The organism is Dehalobacter sp. DCA (assembly GCF_000305775.1).
Classification (GTDB): Bacteria; Bacillota; Desulfitobacteriia; order Desulfitobacteriales; family Syntrophobotulaceae; genus Dehalobacter; species Dehalobacter alkaniphilus.
In genome coordinates this window covers 791,603-810,519 of the sequence record NC_018866.1, presented here as the reverse complement: position 1 = coordinate 810,519, position 18,917 = coordinate 791,603, and the positions used below count along the sequence as shown (strand labels likewise).

The 18,917-nt window shown below is 44.2% G+C and carries 9 protein-coding genes and 1 tRNA gene; 6 read left to right on the top strand and 4 right to left on the bottom strand.

Annotated features, from left to right (window positions below; all coding sequences use genetic code 11):
• Positions 1-136: 136 nt before the first annotated feature.
• From DHBDCA_RS03785 to DHBDCA_RS03775, 3 genes are all read right to left on the bottom strand, one after another.
• The gene (locus tag DHBDCA_RS03785; protein ID WP_015042839.1) at positions 137-1,510 is read right to left on the bottom strand and encodes a DUF6179 domain-containing protein; all 1,374 of its coding nucleotides are present in this window, start codon (positions 1,508-1,510) and stop codon (positions 137-139) included.
• Entirely contained in the window at positions 1,504-1,998 is a 495-nt protein-coding gene (locus DHBDCA_RS03780; protein WP_015042838.1) for a DUF6323 family protein, read from the bottom strand. The genes DHBDCA_RS03785 and DHBDCA_RS03780 overlap by 7 nt, the downstream gene beginning before the upstream one ends.
• A 335-nt stretch (positions 1,999-2,333) precedes the next feature.
• Positions 2,334-2,846 carry a DoxX family membrane protein gene (locus DHBDCA_RS03775; protein WP_015042837.1) on the bottom strand — a complete coding sequence of 171 codons (513 nt, stop codon included), beginning with the start codon at positions 2,844-2,846 and terminating at the stop codon, positions 2,334-2,336.
• A gap of 235 nt (positions 2,847-3,081) precedes the next feature.
• On the opposite strand from DHBDCA_RS03775, the gene DHBDCA_RS03770 reads away from it, so the two are divergent.
• Entirely contained in the window at positions 3,082-3,336 is a 255-nt protein-coding gene (locus DHBDCA_RS03770) for a hypothetical protein (RefSeq protein WP_015042836.1), read from the top strand.
• Between the two features lie 142 nt (positions 3,337-3,478).
• On the opposite strand, the gene DHBDCA_RS03765 is transcribed toward DHBDCA_RS03770, so the two are convergent.
• Positions 3,479-3,552: transfer RNA gene (locus DHBDCA_RS03765), tRNA-Trp, on the bottom strand.
• 156 nt (positions 3,553-3,708) lie between these two features.
• Here DHBDCA_RS03765 and DHBDCA_RS03760 point away from each other — a divergent pair.
• From DHBDCA_RS03760 to DHBDCA_RS03735, 5 genes are all read left to right on the top strand, one after another.
• Positions 3,709-5,085, top strand: coding sequence for an ISNCY family transposase (locus DHBDCA_RS03760; protein WP_242824890.1), 1,377 nt, complete (start codon positions 3,709-3,711; stop codon positions 5,083-5,085).
• 230 nt (positions 5,086-5,315) lie between these two features.
• Entirely contained in the window at positions 5,316-6,560 is a 1,245-nt protein-coding gene (locus DHBDCA_RS03755; protein WP_242824960.1) for an ISNCY family transposase, read from the top strand.
• Between the two features lie 151 nt (positions 6,561-6,711).
• Positions 6,712-7,545, top strand: coding sequence for a PHP domain-containing protein (locus DHBDCA_RS03750; RefSeq protein ID WP_015042833.1), 834 nt, complete (start codon positions 6,712-6,714; stop codon positions 7,543-7,545).
• A gap of 37 nt (positions 7,546-7,582) precedes the next feature.
• Entirely contained in the window at positions 7,583-9,883 is a 2,301-nt protein-coding gene (locus tag DHBDCA_RS03745) for a DNA translocase FtsK (protein ID WP_015042832.1), read from the top strand.
• 336 nt (positions 9,884-10,219) lie between these two features.
• The gene (locus DHBDCA_RS03735) at positions 10,220-18,865 is read left to right on the top strand and encodes a GH36-type glycosyl hydrolase domain-containing protein (protein ID WP_015042831.1); all 8,646 of its coding nucleotides are present in this window, start codon (positions 10,220-10,222) and stop codon (positions 18,863-18,865) included.
• The last annotated feature ends 52 nt before the right edge of the window (positions 18,866-18,917 follow it).

Sequence of the window (18,917 nt, the reverse complement as noted above, 5' to 3'; positions counted from 1 at the left end):
GATACATAGCAGAAAAAAGAATAATGAAGAATGCAGTCTTATTAACAAAAAAAGCAGAGCAGAGGCCCTGCTTTTTTTGCTGAGGCACGAAGCATTCGAATGATCACGAGCCTTTAAGCTGTTGAGAAGTACACGCTTAAATAATTGTTATACCTTCAGCAAGATGAAGCAGGGTAGACAGTTCAGACGGCACAAGACGGTCTAAAAAAGAAATCAGCCGAACCTGCCATTCTTTTATTTCTTCAGTGGCTGCGTGTCCGGAACGGATAAATAATGACGGATCGGGAGCCGGGAATGATTTGATCAGCAGTGCAAGTTCCAGTGAGGTTAAAGAATGATAAACACTGTCATATTCATCTTCAAAAAGACAGGATGCTTCGAGAATGTCTGCCAGGTCGGCGACACTGCGGATTTCTCTCCGGATGATTGTAAGCTTGTCTTCAATATAACGGCATTGTCGGATTTCTTCGGTAATGTCCCGGAATACGTCATCTGCTAATCTAGGCCCGTCTTCAAAAACGAAGGAAGAACGCTCCGATTGTGACTTTAAAGTAATAAAGACTGCTTCTAACGTCTCATTGCTCAAAGCATTTTTGAGTCTTATAGCAAATGGAATTATACTTTCTTCCAGTAGCTGAACCAAGCTACAGTCATCGAGCCTGAGGTCGTCGCTGACTTGCGTCAAAGCATGCTGCAGCTCAAGATCAAGTTCTTGGTCTGGAAGATTTGCTAATCTCTGCTGAAGGTATTCCCGGTCCTGATGACTGATATTTAATTGACGCGCAGGTTTACCAGCCAGTACCGAACCAAGCGATTGAGCAAATACCAGGTCAAAAACATTCAGCAGCAAGTCCTCGGAATGATTGTGATACCCGCGCAGCAAACAATGGATGTCATCACCGGGGAAATTCAGACAGAAAGTATCCTCGCGGTATAATTGCTGCAAGTAATGATGAATATAGACAATCCCTGTTAAATCCATCTGATCATTGCTTAGCGGGTAATCGATTGAACCGGGAGTTTCGTGCGCAGCGAATTCCGGATCATAAGCTGTAAAAAATGCCGGAATGCCATTCTCGAGCGTATCGCTGTAGGCCTGATTATCAAAGGTCAAACGATCATGAACAATTGCAGACAGAAGTGTCTTAGCTTCGCTGATTCGAAGATCAATAATATTTATGCCTTCCTGAAACAGATTGTTTATTTGGTTTTGCCTGAGACAATTCAGACAGAGATCGGGATCAGACAGGCTTTTCAGATAGATACCGATCGTATACAGGATGGACAGCATGATACTTTGCGCTGTTTCCGACTTTACGGAGCAGCTGTCGCCATGTGTAAACCTTTTCAGTTGTTTCGTCAGGAGCGCAATGATTTGTATTTGAATATTCTGCACTTCAACATCTGTCAATAATCCATACTGATAAGCCTGTTCCAAGAATGACTGTAATACAGTAGTTTCATCAAGATGCGTATTCAATTCTGCGTTCTTTCTCCGGATATTCACCATGCATCTGCCTCCTCATCTTCCTGATCATCTTTGTCTAGATATACGTTCCAATAATCCGTCAGGCCATAGCGGATATTACGGGCAAGCGTTTCCAGTTCGCGGTTTTGCAGCAGCTCAAGCGAGCCCTGACAGTTCCCGTCAAAATAAACCTTCATCAGTCCGATTAACTCGTCGTCGCTTATTTCATCAAGCGTCTCATTCTTAAAATAATAAAATGTCTCAATCAGGTCATTTAAGGCAGAGGCATAATTGTGACAGGAGAGAAAAGGGGAATCACAAAAGCGGAGAATGAGCTTATTAATCATGCCGCCTGCAAATTCAACCCGTCCGAAGCTGCGAAGAGAATGAGCCCGTGTTTCTACAAGCTCCAAGGCTTCTGATGCTGAAAGCTGTAAACCAAAGCGGGCCGTCTGTTCGTTGCATTCCAGGATCTCATGCACGGCCATCTTGTTGATCATGGCAGGAGGGAGCAGCATAAATGGTTCCATTTCCGACACCCTTTCACTGTTGTATTGATTTAATCAGAGGATTATGCCAAGAGGATATTGACAATCAAAAAGATATGTGATATAGTAAAATAGAAATATTGTATGCAAATATAAAAATTATCTATCAAATTCAAATATACCATTGATCTCTTGAGGAGTCAATGGTTTTTATGAGGAACAAAAAGGGCTAGAAAAACGTTTGATGAAAAGCCCAAAAGGGAAAAGATTTTTTCTAAAAGGAATTTGAAAAATCTTTGTTTTTGTTATAAAACGAGAAACTATTAAAGACACAGATCAAGAATCTGTGTCTTTAATATTCCAATTCAAAAACTTTGTTACGCTATACCTTGCTTGAGTCGTCGTTTTTTCCACTGGGGTATAAGTATTCTGTCCACTCCCCAGTAGTAGGCAGCTGCGCCGGCCCAAAGCAGTAAAGCTTCCCAGAATAATAACATCGGATTGGTGCTGACTGCACCAGCCAGTAGGTAACTCATGTTTAGAAAGACTGCCGCAAGTAAAGCGATGGTCGTGAAGCAACCGAGGATTAATCCCAAGCCAACCAGAAGTTCTCCCCAGGCAATCACATAACCAAACACTTTGGCATTTGGAAGAGCAATATTTTGAATAAATGATGCATACCACCAGGATACATCAGGATGCTGGCCGCCAGTTTTGGCGAGGGCTCCTTGTAAAAAACCTGTAACTGCCGCTCCTGCGTTCGGGCCTACCCAGGCTGCAGCACTTGCTCCAAAAGTTTTGCTGATACCGGCACTCAGCCACTCCCAACCAATATATACGCGAATAACAGTCCACACAACCTGCATAAATCGTGATTCTCTCCAGCTCATATTAACCCTCCTTTAATTTTAGTATGGGATTACAAAATCTTTTTATACCGTTTCAATTTTGTAGATGTTCCCAAGTGATCAAAAATACAGAAAAATTGCAAATTAAAAGAAACAGGGAGCATATCAAATTCACCTTGTCCATTCGAATTTCACATAACTGTCACCATTATTTCACATAAAGGACATAATTGATTGTTAATATATTACCTATCTATTAATGAAAGGAGTGATTGAATTGGATACGGATAAAGGAAAAAAAATTGTTAATGTATTGCTCTGTATTGATCTTCTGATCTTGGTGATTACCGCGCTAACAAATGAAATAATCCCCAAAGAAATCTTTGAAAGCGTCCATGTTATTCCCGGTTTCTTATTAGTTGCTTTAGTGCTATTTCATCTTAGACTTAATAGTAAAAGCTTAAAGAAAAGCAATAAATCAAGTGAATCAAGTGATACATATCAAAATGATCTGAAATCAAAAAGATCATAACCTAAAGAAATAGAAATAAAAATAAGGGAGTCGGATAATTCCGATTCCCTTATTTTTTTTCTCCGGTTAAAAAAACTATCCAAAATCTGCCCCAAAGCATAAATACAAAAATAAAAAAAGGCCTCTGAGCCTTAAATTCACTTGGCAGGGGATGAAGGAGTTGAACCCTCACTGACGGTTTTGGAGACCGCTGTTCTACCATTAAACTAATCCCCTGGGTGTTTTCCTACAGTTGACGACGAAAGCTATTATATCGGAATTACTTGATTGTGTCAACGATAACATTTCAGTCTGTTGTTGATCTGCGATAATGTCATAGTATAATTCTTCAAGGAAAATGTCATCCCCTCACAAAACAGATATAATGGGAGGATGAAATTAGAAATGAGCAAGCAAGAAGCAAGAAAAGTAACCATTATCGAAGAATTATTGGCAGGCCATTTATTAAACAAACAAGCAGCAGGGCTTCTAAATCTCAGCGTCAGACAAGTACAGCGGTTGAAAGTGGAGGCCACCGCCAATGGGGTCATGAGCATTCTGCATAAAAACAGAGGACGTAAGCCTGCTAATGCCTTAGATCCAAAGTTAGCCTTGAACATCATTGAGATTTACGAAAAGGAATTGATCAACTATAACTTTTGCCATGCTACCGATGTTCTCGCTGAAGACAAGGGGATATTTGTCTCTGTCAGCACTGTTTCAAGACATCTAAAAGCCAGTGGTATTCGATCCCCAAAGGCCAAACGAAGACCGAAGAAACATCGGTCAAGAAATGCCCGTAAACGTGAAGGAGAACTCGTTCAGATGGATGCTTCCAGTTATGATTGGCTGGGCAATGACTCCTACCTGCACCTTCATGGTGCTGTAGATGATGCCACAGGTCGTATTCTAGCTCTTCATTTCGAAAAGGAAGAAACCTTTGAAGGGTATTGTGAGTTGATGTTTCAGATGAATCAAGACGGCCATTTGCCAAGGGAAATTTACACCGATGGTAGAACAGTCTTTGCTTATGACAGTAAAACAAAAAAGAAACTGACACTAGATGAAGAACTAACTGGTAAAGTCGAGCGTCAACCCCACTTCGCAAGAGCTCTCAGAGAAACCAAAATTCTACTTATCATTGCCAAGTCTGCACAAGCTAAAGGGGGGATTGAAAGGCTCTGGGAAACTTTGCAGGATCGTTTGCCTAAAGATATGAAGCGTAAAGGCATTAATTCAATTGAACAGGCTAATGAATTCCTGAGGCAATATATTCCCTATTACAACCGCAAATTCTCCGTCCAGGCTGCCAGCATGGAAAAGGCCTATTTGCCCAAACAGGATTTGGCTGCATTTCAGTTAACCTTTGCTATACATGAAACAAGAAAGCTTGATTCAGGCCTTTCCTTTTCTTATAGAGGTCAGAAATACCGGTTGCCAATTTCTAAGGATAATAAAGAAATCCCTGCATCCCCTCATGACACGATTACTGTAGCAACCAGTAAACATATCGGAATGCAGGTTCTTTTCAAGGGCCTTGTGATTAAACCAGAACCGCTTAATACTCAGCCTAAGGAAAGTATAATACATATCTCTCAGCCAGACAACTCTACTAATTGCCTACCTTCTGAGACTTTAATTAAACCTAAAAACAAAACTAATTCCCCTTGGTTTGGCTATACCGAAATTTTCTATTCCAAGAAACTTAGGGATGACATTTCTGCTGCACAGTTATCACCCTATCAGGGTGACATTATCGCAGACTATTGACACGATAACATTTCAGTCTTGTTGTTGATCTGCGATAATGTCATAGTATAATTCTTCAAGGAAAATGTCATCCCCTCACAAAACAGATATAATGGGAGGATGAAATTAGAAATGAGCAAGCAAGAAGCAAGAAAAGTAACCATTATCGAAGAATTATTGGCAGGCCATTTATTAAACAAACAAGCACAGGGCTTCTAAATCTCAGCGTCAGACAAGTACAGCGGTTGAAAGTGGAGGCCACCGCCAATGGGGTCATGAGCATTCTGCATAAAAACAGAGGACGTAAGCCTGCTAATGCCTTAGATCCAAAGTTAGCCTTGAACATCATTGAGATTTACGAAAAGGAATTGATCAACTATAACTTTTGCCATGCTACCGATGTTCTCGCTGAAGACAAGGGGATATTTGTCTCTGTCAGCACTGTTTCAAGACATCTAAAAGCCAGTGGTATTCGATCCCCAAAGGCCAAACGAAGACCGAAGAAACATCGGTCAAGAAATGCCCGTAAACGTGAAGGAGAACTCGTTCAGATGGATGCTTCCAGTTATGATTGGCTGGGCAATGACTCCTACCTGCACCTTCATGGTGCTGTAGATGATGCCACAGGTCGTATTCTAGCTCTTCATTTCGAAAAGGAAGAAACCTTTGAAGGGTATTGTGAGTTGATGTTTCAGATGAATCAAGACGGCCATTTGCCAAGGGAAATTTACACCGATGGTAGAACAGTCTTTGCTTATGACAGTAAAACAAAAAAGAAACTGACACTAGATGAAGAACTAACTGGTAAAGTCGAGCGTCAACCCCACTTCGCAAGAGCTCTCAGAGAAACCAAAATTCTACTTATCATTGCCAAGTCTGCACAAGCTAAAGGGGGGATTGAAAGGCTCTGGGAAACTTTGCAGGATCGTTTGCCTAAAGATATGAAGCGTAAAGGCATTAATTCAATTGAACAGGCTAATGAATTCCTGAGGCAATATATTCCCTATTACAACCGCAAATTCTCCGTCCAGGCTGCCAGCATGGAAAAGGCCTATTTGCCCAAACAGGATTTGGCTGCATTTCAGTTAACCTTTGCTATACATGAAACAAGAAAGCTTGATTCAGGCCTTTCCTTTTCTTATAGAGGTCAGAAATACCGGTTGCCAATTTCTAAGGATAATAAAGAAATCCCTGCATCCCCTCATGACACGATTACTGTAGCAACCAGTAAACATATCGGAATGCAGGTTCTTTTCAAGGGCCTTGTGATTAAACCAGAACCGCTTAATACTCAGCCTAAGGAAAGTATAATACATATCTCTCAGCCAGACAACTCTACTAATTGCCTACCTTCTGAGACTTTAATTAAACCTAAAAACAAAACTAATTCCCCTTGGTTTGGCTATACCGAAATTTTCTATTCCAAGAAACTTAGGGATGACATTTCTGCTGCACAGTTATCACCCTATCAGGGTGACATTATCGCAGACTATTGACACGATAACATTTCAGTCTGCATTTAAATTGATGGCAGATCATACATATAACAATCATTCAAATTATTTTGAAGGATTTTTGCCGTAAAAAACGAATAAAATAGTATAAAAGAAAACATTATAGCAAATCTTGGCGAGAGGATCGTTACGATTGAAAACTGACCTTCATATTCACACCAATCAGTCTGACGGAAGTCTCAAGGTTGAAGAGATTATGCAAATTTCTTCTTTAAAAGGGATGGATATTGTCGCCATTACCGATCATGAGACAACATCCGGTGTCACCAAGGCGCAAAACATTGCGCCGGATTACGGAATCCGGATTATACCCGGACTTGAGTTGAATACCTATTACAAGAATCGGGAGATTCACCTGTTGGGCTATTACCGAGACATTAATAATGACTATCTTCAGGAAAAGCTTCAGCAAATCCGTAAAGAGAGAACTGCTGTTACAAAATTGATGCTCGGAAAGTTAAAAGATTTGGGACTGATGCTCGAATGGCAGGAGATTGAAAATACAGCAAGTTTCGAAGGCGTCGTCAGCAAGTCTCATATTATTTACTCGATCTGGAATAAAACTGAACGTGATCAAAATCTCACTATTAATTGGGATAATCTTGCGTCCTGTCTCAGGCCCGGCGGAACAGCCTATATACCCTATGAAGGCAACCCCTTTCCTGATGCGGTTGATCTGATTCTCGAAACAGGCGGGCTTCCTGTCCTGGCTCATCCGGGACTAATCGACCAGTCCCTGACTGAGGATCTTTTGAGTTACAAGCCGATTGGAATTGAAGTCTATTACGGTTACTGGGTTCAACGTGAAGAGAAGATTACCTATTTTGAAGAACTGTCACGAAAATACAGGACTCTCGCAACAGGTGGCAGCGACTATCATGGCTTTTTCAGTCAGGTCGAAATTGGAGAGGTCTCGGTTCCGGAAAAATGCGTGCTTAATCTTATGGAATATCTGCAGATCGACTGAGATCAATGATATCGATAAATGTTAGGAGTGGTAAACCTTGAGGCTGGTTGGAAGAATACTTATAAAAGCACTTTCGCTGCTGTATTTTTTTATGTTTCTGATTGGGATCCTGGGCTATTTCGAGATCCAGGAGTTTTCGACCAATGTTTTTAGTTTCTTTAAAGAACTTCTCGGAAATTACGCACTTGGCCTGCCGGTAATTTGTTTGATTTTTGCGGTTGTTTGTTGGCTTATGTCCGGAACAAAGCGTGAACAGGAATTTGACGATGATGATGATGATGATGATGATGAATATGATAACAGATATGATGAATATAAGCGGAAAAAGAATACAATGAAAGACCGGCCAGTTGACAAGGCCAGATCAACTGAACAAGCTAGATCAGATGAACTGTCGAAAAGGATCAGTACCGCCAGGTCCAGAGAAGTTCAGGCCAATCGGTTGGCGAATAAGGCAGCTTCTGAACCTGAGACAGGCATACCGGTAAGCTTGGCGCGCGAAAATGGCTTTTCATCCTATTTTGCCGAGCGATTGTTTGTGAATGACGAACCGGTCGCAACTAAGGATCACCTGGGACATTTGGGAGCAAATTTCTCTTCGTATTTTGGCGAAGGAAATAAAAGTTTCTATATTTCAGAAAATACGGTCAGTATGAATGGATTTAAAGACTATTTCAAAGAGAGTAAGAAAGATATCAGGAAAAACAATACATTGCCGCTGGAAAGCGCAGATAAAGAGAAAAAACAGGATACACTGTTTCAGAGAAACAACTATTTTCAGGAAAGGCAGCAAGTAGCTTCCGTAACGCAAGTGATGGCAGCGACTCCTGTGACTGAAGAAAAAATTCACGGAAATTTTTATAAGGCGTATGAATCAAAACCATCGGTAAATATATCTGCAGATATCTCTGCGGAATACGACTACGACGACATCAAAACGAAAGCCTGGATACTGCCGAGGATCGAATTACTGCGGCGCAGGGAAAACACCACCGCGGCGGCAGAGCGCACAACCCCGGAGCTTCTGGAGGATGTCTTAAGCACATTCGGAGTGACCGCAAAAGTTACCAATATTACCGTCGGCCCGGTCATCACACGTTATGAGCTCTCACCTGCTCCGGGAACGAAAATCAGTAAAATTGTCAATCTGGCAGATGATATTGCTTTGGCCATGGCTTCGAGAGATATCCGGATTGAAGCACCGATCCCGGGCAAAGCGGCTGTAGGGATTGAAGTGCCGTGTCAAAAGTCCAGGACCGTCTACTTTAGAGAAGTGATTGGATCTGAATCGTTTATGGGTTCTGGCGGTAAGCTGAAAATTGCGCTTGGCAAAGATATTGCGGACCAGCCTGTTATCGGTGAGCTCGCAAAAATGCCGCATTTGCTTGTTGCCGGCGCTACCGGCTCCGGGAAAAGTATTTTTATTAATTGTCTTTTGAATTCGCTGCTGTTTTCCTATACACCTGATCAGGTCAAACTGCTTTTGATCGACCCCAAAATGGTTGAACTTAACCAGTATAACGGCATCCCCCATCTGCTTTCAGCGGTCGTTACCGATCCGAAGAAAGCATCCAAATACCTTAAATTCATTGTCAGGGAAATGGAAGACCGCTATGAACTGTTTGCCTCCAGTGGCGTTCGTGACATTGATCACTACAATAGGAATATGGATAAGCCGTTACCTTACATTGTCGTCGTGATTGACGAGCTGGCCGATCTTATGATGGTAGCTGCCAATGAAATCGAAGAGGCTATTTGCAGACTTGCTCAAATGGCTAGAGCGGCAGGGATTCATCTGGTCATAGCCACGCAGCGTCCGTCGGTGAATGTTATTACAGGACTTATTAAAGCGAATATCCCAAGCCGGATCTCTTTTGCCGTTTCCTCGCAGATTGATTCCAGAACAATCCTTGATGGGGGCGGCGCCGAGAAATTATTGGGCAAAGGGGACATGCTGTATTCCCCGATTGGCCTGAATAAACCCCAAAGAGTTCACGGTTGCTTTATCGACGAGCAAGAAACAAAAAATGTCATTGAACATTGGAAAAAACAGGGCAGATCAGCTTATGAGCTCGATGAAAATCTGCTCGAAGAAACCACAACCTCTGAAAAGCCAGATGAAGATCTTGACGAGCGTTTTGCTGAAGCCGGCGAGCTGGTGATTACATCCGGGATTGCTTCGGTATCTTATCTGCAAAGGCGTCTGAGAGTTGGGTATTCCCGGGCAGCCCGCCTGATGGATATGCTGGAGGACGCCGGCGTCGTTGGCCGTAGCGAGGGCAATAAACCGAGGGAGATACTGATATCCCTCGAAGATTTTCAAGGTTATTTTTCTTAAGATGACTATTTCCGCCTAATACAATACACTCAGTAATTCAAAAGAAAGGGCTGTATCAAAGCTTGGCTCAGTAAGACGCTTCAAATTTGAGGCGTCTTTCCTTTTTGATGACACAATGGTCGAAAGCGGAATTGTGGCAGGCAGACAGGCCCGAGATACTAAAGTCTGAATGTTATGTACCTATTTATTTTAAATACACTGTACTAGAGATGGACGAATACTGCGCTACCACGGATGGCAGGGAGCGGCGATTTGCCCCAGCAGGCTGCAAATTACGAATTATGCCCGCAGAAATGGACATAATGAGTAAAGAAAAAAATATGTTGGGGTTGAAATATGAAGATCTCGGAACTTGCTCAATTCCATAACTGGCTGGGGCTTACCCCTAAAGGTCGGAGCCTGCTGCCGGTTATTAAAAGACAAAGTGCCTATATCCGTGAAGCTTATTCTCCAATCAATGAATATTACTATGAAACGGAAGACGTTATTCCCGCAGCAGAATGGTATCTAGACAATTACTACATTATCAGCGAATTAATCACAGGACTGACCAAGGATATCTCCAAAGAATATGAAAGCAAGCTACAGTATTTAAAAGGAGGGGATAACGCCGGTTACCCCAGAATTTATCTGATTATAGCCGAATTTCTAAAACAGTGCGAACATGAATTGAATTTTGATCAGTTAAAGGCGTTTATCGCCGGGTATCAAGAAGAGGCACCGCTTTCATCTGCTGAGATATGGGCTGTTCCAATGATGCTAAAAGTACTGCTGCTGGAAAAAGTCTACTATCAGGTTGAGCGCATTCTTTATATCCAGACCGAAAGAAGAAAAGCTGATGATTGGCTGAAGATTGTATTTGACGGATGCACGGACACTGAAACGCCTGTAGCTGAAATGGCTCCTGCATCTGGGCATGATACTGAAGACGTGCTCACGGCAATTTTCATGGAAAGAATCGCCAGAAAGCTCAAGGAACATGGCCCAGAAGCTAAAATACTATACAATTGGCTTGATAATGCGGCCAGCAGACAAAATACAACGGTGGAGAAGGCCGTAAATTCTGAACATCATTTTCTGACAGCTCAGGGAGCAGCCATGGGCAAACTTGTCACGGATATCAAACAGATTAACGCTGAGAACTGGTCTGCTTTTTTCGAGGATGTCAGCCTGGTACAGCAAACCCTTCAAAAGGATCCGGCCAAAATATTTGACAAGATGGATTTCGATTCCCGGGACAAATACAGGCATGAGATAGAAGGTCTGGCAGGAAAATATAAAGTTACAGAAATCATTGTGGCCAGAACATTAGAAAAATTAGCTGCCCAAAACCAGTCTGCGCCTTTTAACCACGTTGGCTATTACTTGTTTGGTTCCGGCAAGGTGCGCCTGGAAAAGGAGCTGGCCGACAATTGGGGCAGGGTAAAGAAGTCTTTTCATGGCATATACTGCTATCTAAAATTAAAACCTGCCTTGTCCTACCTCGGGTTAATATTTCTGGCGACACTGATACCTTTTCTTATTTTTCTCGATCTGACGAAAAATGATTCTGGCAGTGTATTGGCAGGAAGTATGCTTCTGGGCCTGATCGGAGCGCTGATCCTGATCAATGGCATGGCTGTCTGTTTCATTAATCGTCTGTTCTGCAGAATGCTGTCTCCGAACTTTCTGCCAAAATTGTACCTGGATAACGGGATACCGGAACAATACAAAACAATTGTTGTGATCCCGGCGATTTTCAATCATCCGTCCAAAGTCCGGCAGCAAATGGAACAACTAGAAGCACACTATTTAAGCAACCGGGATCAAAACCTGTGTTTTGCCGTTCTTGGTGATTTTGCAGATGCCCCTGCGGCCAAACAGCCCGGGGATGATGAAATCATTCAGGCAGGTGTCAAAGCGGCGGCAAGATTGAATGATAAATATGGGGAAGAGCGTTTTTTCTATTTTCACAGAGAAAGAAAATGGAACGAAAAAGATAAGACCTGGATGGGATGGGAAAGAAAAAGGGGAAAGCTGATTGAATTCAACAGGCTGCTTCTGCACGAGGGAGAGACAAGTTACTTTATCCGGACAGGAAAGCCGGAAGACATGCAAGGAATGCGCTATGTCATCACGCTGGATGCCGATACGATACTGCCCAGAGATTCTGCGCGCAAGCTGATTGGTACAATTGCGCATCCGATGAATGAAGCAAGACTGGCTGAAAACGGCAAAAGTATCGCCTATGGCTATGGTATTATCCAGCCGCGGATCGGTCTTACGGCGGCTAGTGCGTTTGCTTCGCCTTTTGCCAGGGTATTCACCGGAACAGCAGGCATTGATCCCTATACATGCGCGATTTCAGATATCTATCAGGATCTCTTTGGCGAAGGGATATTCACAGGAAAAGGCATCTATGATCTGAAAGTATTTCACGCCGTGACCCAAAATGCCTTTCCGGATAATAGGATCCTGAGTCACGACCTGATTGAAGGTCTCTATGCGCGTACAGCCTTAGCGACGGATATTGAATTTTTTGACGGATATCCGACCAAATTTTTGTCGCATACCAAAAGGGCTCATCGTTGGATAAGGGGAGACTGGCAAATTGCGCGTTATATGTTTCAGCAGGACTTTTCCGCTGTATCCCGCTGGAAGATTTTTGACAATCTCAGGCGGAGCCTGGAAACGCCTTTTCAGATAATTATTCTTTTTCTAGCCGTTACCGCGCTGCATCAGTTCTTCAGCCAGCTGGCGATTTTAGTCCTGCTGAGTTTAAGTTTACCGCTGCTTCTGAACATTGGCGGACGCCTTATCGACCGCAGCATAACCTTCAGGATCTTTAAGTTTGAGCTGAAACTAGGAATCAGCCAGATCCTGTTCAGTATCGCGGTGCTGCCGTATCAAGCGTACAATCAACTGGATGCTGTATTTAGGAGTCTTGGGAGACAAACCATCACCAAACGCAATTTACTCGAATGGGAGACGGCGGCAGATTCTGAAACGCATCTTCAGTTAGACGCCTGGAATTTTTATCATAGAATGGCGCGCGGCATCGTGATGAGCCTTTTCTTTCTATCCGGTTATTTTTATGTGAGCCTGCTTACCGGGATAATCCTGACGATCCTGCTGATCAGCTGGTTGACGTCACCATGGCTTGCCTATCGAATGAGTCTGCCTTATGCTGATTCTATCACAGAGATTTCTTCCGAAGACCACCGGGAGCTTCGTATGTTCTCCCGGCAGGTCTGGGCTTATTTTGATCTTTTTGTTAATGCGAAAAACAATTATCTGCCTCCGGATAATATCCAGATGGAACCGCATAAAGGAGAGGCCTGCAGGACATCACCTACCAACATCGGGCTGGCGCTGCTGGCTAACCTTACAGCCGGAGATCTCGGCTATGTAAGCACGGAAAGAATGCTGAGCCGGGTCAGGAATACGCTCCGGACGATCCAAGGAATGCCAAAATGGAATGGGCATATCTATAACTGGTACGATACGCAGACGCTGGAACCACTTCACCCGATCTATATTTCAACGGTTGACAGCGGCAACCTGGCAGGCTATATGATTGCCCTAAAAAACGGCCTGGCCGAAATTTCGGGGAAACCACTAATCGGGCAAAACATGCTGCAGGGGTTCATGGATACTTATCTGCTGAGTCAGGAGAATGCCGGCACGGTGGATCCTGACGTCAGGGGATCTTTTAGCACAGAATTGAAAGCCATCATGGCAAGTGAGCGAGCTGAAAAAGCCGGAGCTTGCGCAGGAATAACAGACCTTCAAACTTGTTATGCATTTGTAGACAAATGGGCAAAACTGACGTGCAATCGTTTCAGAAATTCCGCAGATCAAAACGGAAATACGGCTGAGAAACCCGAAACAGACCTCAGGCTGATCACAAAAGATTTTTGGCCGGAGGCTCTGGCTCGGATGCTTCAAGACCAAAAAAATGCGCTGGAATATTTTTTCCCGTTCCTGACCCTGCCTAACCTGCCTGATTCTTTGCGAAAGCTCGGACAGTACCCAGTCAAATCTCTTATTCGGGAATATCTGGGCTTGCTGAACAATCCGGAAACCGCCGGTAAGGAATTACAGCCTTATCTCTATCGCGGGCTTAAACGAGCCGTTCTGACTTTGCTCCGTGCTGGGAAGCTACAGAAAGATCTTCATCATTTAGTGTACAGAATGAACTTCAAGCCCTTGTTTGACGATCAGATCAAGCTGTTTACGATCGGCTACAATTTAACAGAGCGAAAACGGGATAAATCCTATTATGACTTGCTGGCCTCGGAAGCCAGGCAGACCAGTCTGTTGGCAATTGCCAAAGGGGATGTGCCTCAAAGCCACTGGTTTAAGATGGCCCGGCCGCTGACCAGAATAAACGGCAGGCGCTGTCTGGTATCCTGGAGTGGAACCATGTTTGAGTTTTTAATGCCTTCTATTCTGTTTAATAACTATCGTGGAACGCTCCTTGATGAATCCTATCGCTCTGTGGTAAAGATCCAACAGGCGCACTCAAAGAAGGCCAAGATGCCGTGGGGGATATCCGAATCGGGATTTTTCTGTTTTGATATCCAGAATAATTACCAATATAAAGCTTTTGGCGTTCCGGGCTTAGGCCTGAAAAGAGGATTGTCCAAGGATATGGTTATATCCCCGTATTCGACTTTTATGGCGCTGCCGATTGATTTTAAAGCAAGTATGGAAAACCTCCGTATGATGAAAAATAAAGGTTATAACGGTGTATTCGGACTGTTTGAAGCGATTGACTATACCAAAAGCAGAGTTCCGTATAATGAGGAATCCAGCATCGTCAAGAGCTATATGTCTCACCATCAGGGGATGAGCCTGATTGCCTTAGGGAATGTCCTTGAAGCAAACAGGATGCAGGAGCGCTTCCACCGGGAACCGGTCATTAAATCGATTGAAATGCTGCTGCAGGAGCAGGTTCCGTTGAAAGAATATACGTTTAATCCGATCATCGAAGAAACCGGAGAAAAGGAAGTCCGCGCTATTTCCTGCAAACTCGGAGAGAAACCTGTGGTCTACCTGAGTCCGAATACCCGGGTTCCGCGCTGCAGTTTCATTTCGAACCGGGAATATGCCGTCATGCTTACACTTTCCGGTACAGGCTACAGTCAGTATAATCATCTTTTTCTGACCCGTTGGCGCAAAGATCCCGCCATGGACGGGTACGGAACATTTTTCTATGTCCAAAATCTTAATTCGGGAAATCTTTGGTCGGCTACAGCCAAACCGGTACAGACGCAGCCTGAGGAATACAAGGTAACCTGTTTCCCGAATACGGTCAAGTATATCCGCAAAGACGGAAATATCATCACGCAGACAGATGTATTCGTCGCTCCTGAGGATCCTGTAGAGATCAGGAAAATCACGCTGACCAATCAAAGCAGTTATTCCAGGGATCTCCAGCTGACAAGTTATGTGGAAGTTGCTTTGGATGAACTCTCGGCGGATATGGCTCATCCCGCCTTCAGCAAGCTGTTCATCCAGACAAAGTATGAAAATAATACCCTTGTCGCTTTTCGGCGGCCGCGGCATTTGCACAACGCTGAACATTATATGATGCATACCTTGTTCAGTGAAGGAAATATGTTTGGGGAAACCGAGTATGAGACAGACAGAGTCAAATTTATTGGACGCGGACGAACGTTGGCCGACCCTAGGGTCATGGATATTAACCAGCCTTTGTCCAATTCGGTAGGAGCGGTTCTTGATCCAATCTTAAGTCTGCGGGCCAGGGTGAGAATTGATCCGGGAAGAACGGTATCTGTCTATTTCCTGACCGGATACGGCAATAAGCTGGAATCTGTCCTTCAGCTTGCCCAGAAATATCGCAGTGGCTATGTGATCACGCAAGCCAAGGAATTGGCATGGTCGCAAAATCTGATGGAATTAACGAACCTTCAACTGTCTTTTGGAGAAGCCAATATGATTTCCAGTCTGGCTGGGCAGGTCATCTACGGCTGCCCAATCCAGAAAAGCCCCGCAGCATCTAATCAGCTTGGACAAACCTCTCTCTGGTCTCATGGCATATCAGGAGACCTGCCGGTTGTCATGCTGAAGATTCAGGACAGCAGCCAGCTCAAGCTGGTGGATCAAATCCTGACCATTCATGAATATTGGAAAATCAAAGGCCTCTACATCGACTTGGTTATTTTCAATGAGGACGAATCGGGATACTTCCAGGCGATCCAGGAAGTTATTATGGAAAAAATCAGCATCAGCCATGTTCGGAAACTTGTCAATAAACCCGGAGGCGTATTTCTTCTGAAAAAAGATCAGCTTTCCGCGGAGGATGACGTTTTGCTTCATACCGTTGCAAGTGTCATATTTTCCGGCGAAAACGGGTCTTTAAACCACCAGATCATGAAGTGTCTGCGAGCCGGTGAAAAGATCATAGACGAGCCGGCTGCCAGTGAACATACTTCTGGCGAAAGAATCACGATAGAACAGATCGCAGGCAACCGTATTACCAGCGAGCGGTCAGAAAAGGGCAGCCTGCCTGTACAGGATGTGAATCAAACATGCCGCACTGTCTTGGAGAGTAAAAAGACAGAAGGCTTAAAATTCTTTAATGGCTATGGCGGATTTACGGACAACGGAAAAGAATATGTAATCATCAATGAGGAAAATCAGCCAACCCCGTTGCCCTGGGTCAATGTTATCGCGAATGAAAAATTTGGGACAATTATTTCTGAAGCAGGGGCGAGCTATACCTGGTCCCAAAACAGCAGGGAGTACAAACTTTCCCCGTGGTCAAACGATCCGCTGCTAGATGTCAGCGGGGAGGCTATCTTTATCAAGGATGAAGATTCCCAAGACTACTGGTCACCTCTGCCGCAGCCAGTCAGGGACAGTCAGCCTTATCTTATCAGGCATGGTCAGGGGTACACGGTCTTTGAACACTCCAGCTTAGGAATTAACCAGGAAACGAGGGTCTTTATCCCGCTAGGACAGAATCTGAAAATTACAGCGTTGAGGCTGACCAATAAAAATACGCTGCCGAAACGTCTCTCGCTCTATTATTATTTGGAATGGGTGCTGGGGGTAAACAGGGAACAAAACATGCCTTATTTGCTCACCGAACTGCACGATAAAACCATCTTCTGTCAGAATGTCTACCAGGAAGAGTTTGCCGGAAGAGCAGCCTTTATTACCGGTTCCGGTGCGGATTATCTATCGTCAACATCAGACCGTATTGAATTTCTTGGTGTAGGCGGCAGCCTGGCAAAACCGGAAGGGATATTGTCTTGTCTTTCAGGCAAGATGGGTACGAATATTGATCCTTGTGCAGTCCTGCAGCTTCAAGTAACCTTGGATCCCGGAGAAGAAAAAACGGTCTATTTTCTGCTTGGGGATGAACAAAATAGAGAAACGGCACTTTCATTGGTTCAAGCTTTTCGCAGTCCGGACAGAATCGAAGAGGCATTTCAGGATGTGAGCCACTATTGGGATGATGTTTTGTCACATATTCAGATCTCAACTCCGGAGCCGTCCTTTGATCTGCTGGTAAATCGTTGGCTGCTCTATCAGACCATTGTCTGCAGGATTTGGGCCAGATCAGGATTCTATCAAACAGGCGGGGCTTACGGCTACAGGGATCAGCTTCAGGATGTCATGCCCCTGGCCGTCATCAAACCGGAAATAACGCGCAAGCAGATTATCCTGCACAGCTCCAGACAGTTTCCGGAGGGAGATGTACAGCACTGGTGGCATTTGGAGACCGGCAAAGGGATCAGGACAAAATTCTCAGATGACTTATTGTGGCTGCCTTACGTAACAGCAGACTATCTGGAACATACCGAAGATTTCAGTATTTTAGAAGAGAAAACAAGCTTTCTAAAACTTGAAGCACTTGGGGAAAACGAAGACGAACGTTATGCCGTTCCGGAGACCTCAGAGCAGAGTGGTTCAGTATATGAACACTGTGTACGGGCGATAGACCGCAGCCTGCGATTTGGCGGGCACGGTTTGCCTCTGATCGGGACCGGGGACTGGAATGACGGCTTTAGCACGATTGGCAGGGAAGGAAATGGAGAAAGTGTCTGGCTTGGCTGGTTTATCCTGGCAGTTCTTAAAAGGTTCATCCCGATTTGTGCCAGAAAGGATGATAACGAAAGAGTTGAAAAATATACCGGAATCCTCGATGATCTGCAGGTAAATATGGAGAAACATGGCTGGGACGGCTCCTGGTACAGGCGCGCTTATTATGATGACGGGTCTCCGGTAGGTTCAATCACAAATTCCGAGTGTCAAATTGATGCGATTGCCCAGTCCTGGTCTATACTGTCAGGCAGCGCCTTAAAGAGCAGAGCAGCAGATGCCATGCTGGCGGTAGAAAGATATCTCTGGGATAAGGAGGCAGCCTTGTTAAAACTGTTGACACCGCCATTTGATAAAACAGATAAAAACCCCGGGTATATTAAAGCCTATATTCCTGGAGTCAGAGAGAATGGCGGACAATATACACATGCGGCTGCCTGGGCAATTTTGGCGTTCAGTAAACTTGGTAGCAGGGATAAGGCGATGGAGCTGTTTCAAATGCTGAATCCGGTCAATCATGCCCGTACCGGTATTGAAGTCAGTCAATATAAGGCAGAGCCCTATGTAATTGCTGCCGATGTCTATGCGGTTCAGCCGAATGTCGGAAGAGGCGGGTGGACATGGTACACCGGCGCTGCCGGATGGATGTATCAGGCGGCTTTGGAGGGCATTCTCGGGTTGCAGATTACAGGGGATAAACTGTCGTTAACCCCGTGTGTCCCGTCCAACTGGGAAACCTATTCCCTGACCTACCGGCATAAAAATTCAACGTATCAAATTAAGGTAAACTGCCGGCAGCCGGCAGGTGCTGAAACTGGTGAAAGTATGACGTCTACTAAGATTAAAGTCGATGATAAAGTTCAGGATCATTTTCCAATTGCGTTAAGCGACGACGGGAAAAACCATGTCGTTGAGATTTCCCTGTAAATTATAAAGAATTTCTTGTGAATCGTCGGGATTTTCTTAGGAAAAGAAAAGT